This window comes from Streptomyces boncukensis (assembly GCF_011045075.1).
GTDB lineage: Bacteria > Actinomycetota > Actinomycetes > Streptomycetales > Streptomycetaceae > Streptomyces > Streptomyces boncukensis.
This window is the reverse complement of record NZ_JAAKZZ010000264.1, coordinates 1-10,321: the sequence shown is the minus strand read 5'-3', so window position 1 is coordinate 10,321 and position 10,321 is coordinate 1. Positions and strand designations below refer to the sequence as shown.

At 75.0% G+C, this 10,321-nt stretch carries 7 protein-coding genes, 1 tRNA gene and 1 pseudogene; 6 read left to right on the top strand and 3 right to left on the bottom strand.

Annotated features, from left to right (window positions below):
• From G5C65_RS22690 to G5C65_RS22670, 5 genes and pseudogenes are all read left to right on the top strand, one after another.
• Positions 1–819, top strand: a pseudogene (locus tag G5C65_RS22690) (hypothetical protein); the annotation flags it as partial.
• Between the two features lie 262 nt (positions 820–1,081).
• Positions 1,082–2,644, top strand: coding sequence for a hypothetical protein (locus tag G5C65_RS22685; protein ID WP_165300754.1), 1,563 nt, complete (start codon positions 1,082–1,084; stop codon positions 2,642–2,644).
• Complete coding sequence (locus tag G5C65_RS22680; RefSeq protein WP_165300753.1) at positions 2,641–3,984, top strand: AAA domain-containing protein; 1,344 nt, start codon at positions 2,641–2,643, stop codon at positions 3,982–3,984. Before G5C65_RS22685 ends, G5C65_RS22680 begins: the two co-directional genes overlap by 4 nt.
• Before the next feature lie 42 nt (positions 3,985–4,026).
• Positions 4,027–4,404 (top strand): hypothetical protein, encoded by a 378-nt coding sequence (locus G5C65_RS22675; RefSeq protein WP_165300752.1) that lies wholly within the window; start codon positions 4,027–4,029, stop codon positions 4,402–4,404.
• A gap of 60 nt (positions 4,405–4,464) precedes the next feature.
• Positions 4,465–4,538, top strand: a tRNA-Lys gene (locus G5C65_RS22670).
• 54 nt (positions 4,539–4,592) lie between these two features.
• Here G5C65_RS22670 and G5C65_RS22665 read toward each other — a convergent pair.
• Entirely contained in the window at positions 4,593–5,864 is a 1,272-nt protein-coding gene (locus G5C65_RS22665) for a M6 family metalloprotease domain-containing protein (protein WP_420903349.1), read from the bottom strand.
• A gap of 349 nt (positions 5,865–6,213) precedes the next feature.
• On the opposite strand from G5C65_RS22665, the gene G5C65_RS22660 reads away from it, so the two are divergent.
• Positions 6,214–8,034: a putative bifunctional diguanylate cyclase/phosphodiesterase gene (locus tag G5C65_RS22660; RefSeq protein WP_338146589.1), complete on the top strand. Its 1,821-nt coding sequence runs from the start codon at positions 6,214–6,216 to the stop codon at positions 8,032–8,034.
• A gap of 198 nt (positions 8,035–8,232) precedes the next feature.
• Here the strand turns inward: G5C65_RS22660 and G5C65_RS22655 are convergent, their stop codons facing one another.
• Positions 8,233–9,291: an MsnO8 family LLM class oxidoreductase gene (locus G5C65_RS22655; protein WP_165300751.1), complete on the bottom strand. Its 1,059-nt coding sequence runs from the start codon at positions 9,289–9,291 to the stop codon at positions 8,233–8,235.
• Positions 9,292–9,381: 90 nt separating this feature from the next.
• Entirely contained in the window at positions 9,382–10,104 is a 723-nt protein-coding gene (locus G5C65_RS22650) for a maleate cis-trans isomerase family protein (RefSeq protein ID WP_165300750.1), read from the bottom strand.
• Between the last annotated feature and the right edge of the window lie 217 nt (positions 10,105–10,321).

The following is a 10,321-nucleotide window of genomic DNA, read 5'->3' as shown; positions in this document are numbered from 1 at the left end:
GCCGAGGAGGGCGGCACCGGGGTCGCCGTACCGGACCTCACCGCCGACGGGCCCGCCGGGCGGGCAGCGCGCACCCGGCTCGCGCTGCGGGACGCCGCGGCGGCGGGCGGCTGGGCCGTGCTGGACCATCCGCTGCTCACCCTGCACGTGGCCGGTTCGACCGCGTATCTGGAGCCGGACGCGCTGGCCGTCCACCCCGACGGGGGTGTGACCGTGATCGAGATCAAGTCCTTCCCCATCCTGGACGGCTCGGCCGACCCCGCGAAGGTCGGCGCCGCGGCCCGCCAGGCGGCGGTGTACGCGCTGGCCCTGGCGGAGGGCGAGCGGCTCGCCGTACGGGAGCACGCGCTGCTGGTGTGCCCGCGTGACTTCTCCAACCATCCGTGCGCCGACCTGGTCGGCCTGCGCAAGCAGGTGGCCGCCACCCGGCGGCAGCTCGCGCGGCTCACCCGGATCGAGGACATCGCCGCGTCGCTCCCCGAGGGCGCCTGCTTCGCGCCGGACCGCCCGTCCGGCGAGCTGCTGGCGGCCGTGGAGTCGGTGCCGGCGGAGTACGCGCCGGAGTGCCTGGCCACGTGCGAGCTGGCGTTCCACTGCCGCGACCGGGCGCGGGAGGAGGGCGCCGTGGCGGCGCTGGGGCGCTCGGTGCGCGGCGAACTGGGCGGGCTGGCGACGGTGCACGCGGTGCTGGCCGCTGCGCGCGGCGGCGGTGCCGGGGACGGCGACGGCGACGGAGACGGCGCGGGGGACCCCGCGGCGTCCGCGCTGCGCCGTGCGGCGGCGCTGCGCGCTGAGGCCCTGGGCGAGGGGGAACGGTGAACATCCCGGGGAGGGGGTGCCCCTTGCTGCGCATGGCGGGCCGCGGGCACGTCGTGGTTGCTCGCGCAGTTCCCCGCGCCCCTTCGGGGCCTCCCTGTCGTGCCCCGTCAGGGGCGCGGGGAACTGCGCGGCCTGCCATGGGGGTACCTCCCTGCTCGAGCGAAGCCGAGAGCTTGGGGGAGCACCCGCAGCCCGCGACGCACCGCCAGGGGCAGCCCCTCCCCGTGCCACGGCTCCGTCGCGGAGAGGAGGCGCGGCAGCCGTGTCGCTGATGAACGCCCTGGCCCGGATGGAGGCCGCCGCCTGCGGCCGCGCCCAGCCCCTGGCGACGGCGCGCCACCGCCATCTGGCCGAACGCCCCATGGTGTTCGTGCCGCTGACCACCGCGGGCGAGACCGGCGCCCCGCTGGGCGCGCTCGTCGGCACGGACCGGGAGTCGCCCGAGCTGTTCACCGTCCCGCAGCCGCGCGACCGCGACCTGCGGTTCGCCTTTCTCGCCCGGCTGGCCGACACCCTGCTGCCGCACCTGGAGTCGTGCCAGGACGACGTCGAGCTGGTGGAGCGGAAGGAGACCGACCCGGAGAGCGGCAAGCGCGTCACCGTACAGACCGAGCTGTGCGCGGACGCGCCGCAGCTGCTGGTGCCGAACGGGCCGGGCGTGGACTTCGTCCGGCTGCTGGGCCGCTCGATGCGGTTCCGGCGCACGGCCGAGGAGGCGCCGGACTCGGCGTATCCCGCGCCGCCCCGCGTCCCGCTGCTGGGCCGCTGGCTGACGCACTACGCGGAGCGCGCCCGGGTGCCCGGCTCGTCGCTGCTGCTGCCCCTGACCGGGCTGCTGACCCGGCACTGGGCCACGGGCCAGAGCCATCTGGAGGACCAGCACCTCGGGGCGCTGCTCGCCTGGATCGCGCCGCCGGACGGCCCCGGCGGCCCGGACGGCGTGCCCCGGGCGGGCGCCGCGGCCGCGCGCCGCGCCGAGCTGGCCCGGGACGCGGCGGGGCAGCTCGTCCGCCCGCCCGCCGGGCCCGCCACCGATCCGGCGTTCGACAACCGGCTGCTCGCCCCGGCCGTCGACCGGTACGACGCCGGGCTGCCCGGCGCCGAGGCGGAGGTGCGGGAGCTGCTGGCGTCCCAGCTGCGGCCCACCTGGGACGCCGTATGGCAGGGCGTCGACCTGCTGCGGGAGCTCCCGGAGGCCGAGCATGTGCCCGACCGGTGGCGGCGCGACCGCCAGTCGTACACCCACCACCGCGACCGGCTGCGCGCGGGCGAGCCGCCGCAGCCGCGCCGGGACGACGCGGTGACGGCGGCCCGCAAGCTGGCCATGCGCGAGCAGCGGCAGGCCGAGCTGGAGGCGCAGGAGGCGCTGGACGACCCGCTGGTGATGGCGGTGCGGCGGCTGGCGGGCGAGGCGTTCGCGGCGCGCGTGACGGGCGTCGAGATGGCGTACTCGGACGGCAGGCGGCCCACCCCGCGCCCCCGGGTGACGGTGAGTACCGCGGACACGCCGCTGCTGGAGGAGGGCGACAAGGTCTACCGCGCGCTCCCGGCCGGCGGCCAGCAGCCCGCCGAGGTGGTGTCGCCCGGCGGCGACGGCGACGGGCTGGTGCTGCGGCTCACCGGCGGCATGGGGCGGGGCAAGGAGCCCGCGCCCGGCACGGTGCCGGAGCCGGGCGAGCGGGTGTGCTGGACGCTGTTCGAGCACGCGCCGCGCGGCGGGGCGGGGCTGCCGGAGCCGGAGGACACGCCCTGGACGCACGGCGGCCCGCCCGGCGAGCCGACGGCGGAGGAACCGGATCCGGTGACCGCGGAGGATGTGCTGTGACAGCGCTGGACAGTCCCGCGGCGTCCCCGGCGCAGGCCGCGGCGGACGCCACCGCCGCCATCCTGCGCGACACCCTGGACGGCGCGCACCGGGGCGTCGTCGTGGACTCGCCGCCCGGCGCGGGCAAGTCCACCCTCGTGGTGCGCGCGGCGCGCGAGCTGGCCGCCGCCGGGCACCCGCTGATGGTGGTCGCGCAGACCAACGCGCAGGTGGACGACCTGGTGGACCGGCTGGCGACCGCCGACCCCGAGCTGCCGGTGGGCCGCCTGCACAGCAGCGACCCGGCGCCCTACGACCCGGCGCTGGACCGGCACCCCGCGGTGCGTACGTCCGCGAAGGCGGGCGAGCTGGCCGGGCTGGACGTGGTGGTCTCGACGGCCGCCAAGTGGGCGTGGGTGAAGTCCGCTGAGCCCTGGCGGTACGCGATCGTCGACGAGGCGTACCAGATGCGCTCGGACGCGCTGCTGGCGGTGGCCGGGCTGTTCGAGCGGGCGCTGTTCGTCGGCGACCCGGGGCAGCTGGACCCGTTCAGCCAGGTGGCAGCCGACCAGTGGGCGGGGCTGTCGTACGACCCGTCGGCGAGCGCGGTCAGCTCGCTGCTGGCGCACAACCCCCGGCTGCCGCAGCACCGGCTGCCGGTCTCCTGGCGGCTCCCGGCCTCGGCAGCGCCGCTGGTCTCGGACGCCTTCTATCCGTACACCCCGTTCCGCAGCGGCACCGGGCCCGGCGCACGGACGCTGGCGCTGGAGCGGGCCGGGGACGGCTCGCCGGTGGACCGGGTGCTGGAGGAGGCGGCCGGCTCCGGCTGGGGGCTGCTGGAGCTGCCCGCACGGCGCACCCCGCGCACCGACCCGGAGGCGGTGGCGGCGGTGGCCGGGGTGGTGGAGCGGCTGCTGGAGCGCGGCGGGCTGGCGGTCAGCGAGCGCGGCCCGGAGCCGGTGCCGCTCACCGCCGACCGGGTGGCGGTCGGCACGGCGCACCGGGACCAGGCGGCGGCCGTACGGGCGCGGCTGGCGGCGCTGGGCGTGGCGGGGGTGGCCGTGGACACGGCGAACCGTCTGCAGGGCCGGGAGTTCGATGTGACGGTGGTGCTGCATCCGCTGTCCGGGCGCCCGGATGCCACCCGGTTCCACCTGGAGACCGGGCGGCTGTGCGTGCTGGCCTCGCGGCACCGGCACGCGTGCGTCGTGGTGTGCCGCGCCGGGGTCGCCGCGCTGCTGGACGACCACCCGTCGGCGGAGCCGGTGCGGCTCGGCGCGGCCGAGCGGGCGCCGGACGGCTGGGAGGCGCACCAGGCGGTGCTGGCACATCTGGCGGAACACACCGTTCAGCTCTCCTGAAGCGCACAATGGAGGGCGGCCCTCAACCTGGGAGGTAGACAGATGTCAGAGCCGCACTCGGCTCCCGAAGGCGGCACCCCGCACCACCGTCGCCCGGCCCCGCTCCTCTTCGAGCCCTCGGAGGCCCAGCCGGACGACGAGCACTTCTTCGGCCTGGAGTCCCTGGCCGACCCAGCGGAGCTGCTGGAGCGCTCCACCGAGCTGGTGCTGGCGTTCCGCGCGGCGGCCGACCGCGCCATGGAGTACCAGGCGGTGGCGGCGGCCCAGCTCGCCGACACGCGGCGCTTCGACCGGCTGACGGCCGAGGCCATCGCCGGGCGTGCGCGCTGGACGGAGGACTACGCACGCAAGATGATCGAGTTCGGGCAGGACCTGCTGCGGGACCGGACACCGGAAGGTCAGCCTCCGGCTCGCCCCTGACCCGGAATATTCGATTTTTGTCCTAGCGGATCGCGGTGCTAGGGTTTACGACGTCAACGGGCGCCGCTAGCTCAGTTGGTTAGAGCAACTGACTCTTAATCAGTGGGTCCGGGGTTCGAGTCCCTGGCGGCGTACAGACAGTGAAGGGGCCCCTCACCTGCGTGAGGGGCCCCTTCGCATGCCGTCCGTCAGCCGCGGGTGATCTTCACATCCCAGTCGCCGGCGGCGGACCGGCCCGTGACCTCCACCCGCAGCGCCGCGTCCGCGACCACGAGGCTCTCCCCCACGCCCAGCGGCGCGTCCGCGAGCGGCGGGTGCGCCGAGGTGCCGGCGCAGGCCGCGGAGCGCGGATGCCCGTCGAGCACCTCGACGGGGCCGCCCGTCGAGGCGATGTCGCCGCGCACCCGGTAGAGGAGCACCCCGGACCGGCACAGTTCCCGGTCGTTGCCGGTGCGGTCGCGGGCCTCGATGGCGATGGCCTCGTGCCGGCCGGTGCGCAGCACCGCGAGCCGCGCCCCGGGGCCGGGGGGCGCGGTGAGCGTGCGCAGGGTGTGCAGGGTGGTGCCGAGCCCCTCCGGTACGCAGCGGACGCCGGCCGCGCCGAGCCAGCCCAGCTTCCACTTGTGCCAGCCGAACGGCTCCGGGGCCAGCCCGAACTGGCTGCCCATCAGGTCCCAGTCCCCCACCCGGGTGTCCCAGTCGGCGCCCTCGCCGGACGGCCGCTTGTAGAGGTCGGGCAGGTCGAAGACATGGCCGGTCTCGTGGGCCAGGACGTGCCGGTCCGGCGGACTCTGCTCGAAGACGGTGACCAGACGGCGCAGCCGGGTGCCGTCGACGGCGATCGGCTCCTCGAAGTTGACCACCTTGGTCGCGTCGGAGTCGACTCCGGGCGCGTCCGGGTCGGCGATCAGATAGACGAGGTCGTACCGGCCGAAGTCCACGAACCGGTCGGCGGCGGCGACGGCGTCCCGCATATAGGCCGTGCGCAGTCCGGAGTCCCAGTCGCGCCGTATCCGGTACGCGCGGGACACGGCGGGCATCTCGATCCATCGCCGCACCACATGGGGCCGGAGCCGGAACTTTCCGTACGAGGCGCGGCGGAAAAAGTCGGTTGTTGCGGGGAAATGGTCAGCTGCCAGCTCCTCAGGGGTGGCCATCGGGGTCGCATCGGGGAAAGAGAGGAAGAGAAGGGCCGCGTCGAGCGTCCCGTCGGGGCGCGGATAGGAGGCGTTCCAGGTGTCCAAACCCAGCGAGTGGTGCGCATCGGTGCGCGGAAGAGCGCACGGCATGGACACCGCCACAGATTTCATGGGCCCGGCGATCAGCGCCATGCCCATGAACGCGGTGAAGGCGGTGCCCACCGCGGCCGAGCGGCGCAGCCGGCCGGCGCCGCGCGGCCGCGTGCCACGCCAGCGGCGGCGCCACGCGGCCACCCCCTCGGGTATATGCGGCTGCGCCACGTTGCGACCTCACCGGATCAGGAATGCGGACCTTCACCACACTGTCCCCGTTTGTGGCGATTCGCACCGTTCCGGTAGGCCGGTCGAGTCAACCGCAATATGACTACTCTTAGTAATGTTCAGTCGTAAGCGGTCAGGTCGCATTCAGGCCCGGTGCAGAAACGGTCACCCGTGTGCCCGTAGCATCGGGTCTGGGAGACCGGCGTCCGGACCCGGTGCCCGGGACACTGGCTCCGCTCCGGCGCCAACCTCTATGATCGGCACATTTCCAGCGCGGATCCGCCCCCGGGCTGCTTCCGGGCAGCCTTCTGACCGATCCGCACGAGACGAGCCCCCCGCGGAGCGATCGGTGAACGGACCCCTCGAAGGACCGGGCAAAGACTCCGGCGACACCATCGGAACGCAACCGCAAACCATCACGGAAAGTAATCACAAGCGCTGGCGGCGGCGCGTAGCCAACGGCCACAGCGAGCAGAGCGACTTCCGGGCCGCCTTCAACGCGGCGCAGCTCGCCATGGCCATCGTGGACCGGGATGGCAGGGTGCTCACGGCCAACCGCGCGCTGGCCGCGATGCTGGGCGCCGAACCGCGCAGGCTCGTCGCCCGCCCGATCGCCGAGCTGGCCGGGCTCAGCCTGGAGGGCCGGGTCCGCAGCGCGTACCGCGAGGCGCTGCAGGGCCGCACCGACCGGATGTCGTGCACCCGCCGCCTCAAACACGCCGACGGGCACACGCTGTGGGCCGAGGTCACCGTGACGCCCACCGCGCGCGGCGGCGAGGCGCTGCTGTCCATCGCGGACATCAGCGAACGCCGCGACCTGCAGGAGCGGCTGCGCCATCTGCAGATGCACGACCCGGTCACCCGGCTGCCCAACCGCACGCTGTTCTTCGAGCGGCTGGCGACCGCGCTCGCCGACTCGGCGACCGGCAGGACCGGCCTGTGCTACATCGACCTGGACGGCTTCAAGGCGATCAACGACACCCTGGGCCACCGGGTCGGCGACACCCTGCTGGACGCCGTGGCGCAGCGGCTCACCCAGTGCGCCCAGGACGCGGGCTCCGAGGAGTGCGGCGGACATCTGGTGGCACGGCTGGGCGGGGACGAGTTCGCGCTGCTGGTCGAGTCCTCCACCGGCACCGAACAGCTCACCGGGCTGGCCCAGTCCGTGCTCGCCGCGCTGCAGCGGCCCTTCGACCTGGCGGGCCAGCGGCTCGCGGTCTCCGCCAGCATCGGGGTCGTCGAGCGGGAGACCGAGGGGACCAGCCCCACCGAGCTGATGCAGGCCGCCGACACCACGCTGTACTGGGCGAAGGCCGACGGCAAGGCCCGCTGGACGCTGTTCGACCCGGAGCGCAACGCGCACCGGATGACCCGGCAGGCGCTCTCCAGCACACTGCGCCGGGCCGTCGAACGCGGCGAGTTCGTGCTGGAGTACCAGCCGATCGTCGGCTTCTCCGACGACATGCCGCGCGGCGTCGAGGCGCTGGTGCGCTGGCGGCACCCCCGGTTCGGGATGCTGAGCCCGGACCGGTTCATCGGGCTCGCGGAGGAGAACGGCGCCATCGTGCCGCTGGGCCGCTGGGTGCTCGCTGAATCGTGCCGTCAGGCCCGCCGCTGGATGCAGGAGCGCTCGGGCCCGCCGCTGTATGTGAGCGTGAACGTCGCCGTCCGCCAGGTGTGGGACTCCGACCTGGTGCAGGACGTCGCGGACATCCTGCAGGAGACGGGCCTGCCGTCCGGGCTGCTCCAGCTGGAGCTCACCGAGTCCGCGGTGATGGGCTCGGCCGGCCGGCCCCTCCAGGCCCTCCAGGCGCTCTCCGAGATGGGGGTGCGGATCGCCATCGACGACTTCGGCACCGGCTACTCCAACCTCGCCTACCTCAGCCGCCTCCCGGTACGGGCGCTGAAGCTGGACGGCACGTTCGTGCGCGGCTTCCGCACCGCCCGGCACCAGAACCCGGCGGACGAGACGATCGTGACGGCGCTGGTCCAGCTCGCGCACAAGCTGGGCCTGACCGTGACGGCCGAGTGCGTGGAGGGCCCGGCCCAGGCGGAACGGCTGCGCCGGATCGGCTGCGACACGGGGCAGGGCTGGCACTACGCCAAGCCGATGGAGGCGGATCGTATCGCCGATCTGCTGTCGACGTCCGGCCGGGCTCAGTCGGCGTAGCCGGGCCCGGCGGCTTCCGGGCGCCTTCCGGGCTGCCCCGGAAGGCCGTCGGGCGGGTGCGGGTGTGTTGTGGCTGCTCGCGCAGTTCCCCGCGCCCCTTCGGGGGCGCATCATCAGGGGCGCGGGGAACTGCGCGAGCAGCCACGGCGGGCCCGCGGTCGGCAGCGCACGGCAGCGCCCCCCGGCTCCGTGCCGTGCTCAGAGGGCGTAGGCGTCGGCGATCAGCTCGTAGGAGCGGACCCGGGCCTCCGGGCTGTGCGCGTTGGCGGTCAGCATCAGCTCATCCGCTCCCGTCCGCTTGACCAGCGCGTCCAGCCCGTCCCGCACGGCGTCGGGCGTACCGTACGTCACGTTGCCGAGCCAGCTGTCCACGAAGTCCCGCTCCACCGCGCTGAACTCGTACGCCTCGGCCTCCTCCGGGGTCGGGATCAGGCCGGGCCGGCCGGTGCGCAGCCGCAGCATGGACAGCGCTCCGGTCAGCACCTGGCGGTGGGCCTCCCGCTCGTCCTCCGCGGCGAGCGCGGCGGCGCCGATCAGCGCGTACGGCGCGTCCAGCACGGCGGACGGGCGGAACGACTCGCGGTACAGCTCCAGCGCGGGCAGCGTGTTCGCGGCCGAGAAGTGGTGTGCGAAGGCGAACGGCAGGCCGAGCCGTCCGGCGAGCTGGGCGCTGAAGCCGGAGGAGCCGAGCAGCCAGACCGGCGGGCGGCCCTGCCGCTCGGACTGCACCCGGCCCGGCACCGCGTGGATCCGCGCGTACGGGTGGCCGTCGGGGAAGTCGTCGTCCAGGAACCGGGTCAGCTCGGTCAGCTGCTGCGGGAAGTCCTCGGCGCCCTCCCGCAGCCGGTCGGTGCGGCGCAGCGCGGCGGCGGTGGCGCCGTCGGTGCCGGGGGCGCGGCCCAGGCCCAGGTCGATCCGGCCGGGGGCGAGCGCCTCCAGGGTGCCGAACTGCTCGGCGATGACGAGGGGCGCGTGGTTGGGCAGCATCACCCCGCCCGAGCCGAGCCGGATGCGTTCGGTGTGGGCGGCCAGATGGGCCAGGATGACGGCGGGGGACGAGCTGGCGACGCCGGGCATGGAGTGGTGCTCGGCCACCCAGTAGCGGGCGAAGCCCCTGCGCTCGGCCAGGACGGCCAGCCGGGTGGAGGCGGTGAGCGCGTCCCGGGAGGTGCGGCCCTCGCCGACGGTGGCCAGGTCGAGGACGGAGAGCGGGACGGGCGCGGTGCCCCCGGCCTCGCCGCGTATGGGGTCGTTCACTGTGGCTGCCCTTCTCTCGCCGGCACCGTACGAGAGGGGTCAACGCCGGAGGAGGGCGGTGTCTTCCCGCCCCCGTCCGGCGTTTGTGCGTCAGGCGAACAGCGTGCCCAGCGCGGGGCAGGTCACCGGCTGCTCCAGCAGCCGGAGGCCCTCCCAGACGGTGACCTGGTTCGCGGTGAGGACCGGCTTGCCGAGCTCCGCCTCCAGGGCCGGGATCCAGGCGGCGGTGTGCAGCGCCGTGTCGGGGAGGAGGACCGCCTGCGCGTCCGGGTGGTCGCCGCCCCGGGCGAGGGCGAGGACCTCCTGCTCGCCCCAGGTGCCGACCTCCGCGGCCGTGATGATGCCGCTGCCCCGCATCGAGACGACCTCGGCGTCCGCCGCCTTGAGGAAGTCCCGGAAGAGCTGCGCCACGTCCTCCGGGTAGGTCGCGGCGATGGCGACCCGCTCGGCGCCCAGCGCGCGGACCGCCCCGGCGAAGGCGAAGGAGGTGCTGGAGGCCGGGAGCCCGGCCGTCGCCGACAGCTCGCGCACCTGCTGCTGCGCGCCGTCCCAGCCGAAGACGAAGCTGGCGCTGGTGCAGGCCCAGACGACCGCCTCGGCTCCCCGGGCCTTGACCTCCTCGACCTTCGCGGCGAGCCGCGCGGCGGAGCCCATCTCCAGCAGGGCGTCCACCCGGTGCGCGTCCTCGCCGATGTCGGTGTGTACGAGCGGCAGCCCGACCTCGGCGCCCGCCTCGGTCAGGATCCGCTCCAGACGGGGGTAGTCGTCCTCGGCCGAGTAGCCGGGGTAGAGAAAGCCGACCGCCTGCGTCATATGTGTGTTCCTCCTGGTGGTGGCTGGGCAGGGGCTGCCCCTGGCTGTACGTCGCGGTCCGCGGCGAAGCCGCGCACAGGCACAGCCCGCGCCCCTTCGGGGTGCCGTCTCAGCCGGGGGGCTGGCCGCCCGGGTCGCGGTCGTCCGGGGGCAACGGTTCGGGGCCGCTCTCCAGGGGCTCGGGGCCGCTGCCCTCCGGCCCTGCGCTCGCCAGGGC

Excerpts from the sequence above, each read along its gene's own strand:
- G5C65_RS22650 (WP_165300750.1), bottom strand. The coding sequence starts at position 10,104 with ATGACGCAGGCGGTCGGCTTTCTCTACCCCGGCTACTCGGCCGAGGAC.
- G5C65_RS22675 (WP_165300752.1), top strand. The coding sequence starts at position 4,027 with ATGTCAGAGCCGCACTCGGCTCCCGAAGGCGGCACCCCGCACCACCGT.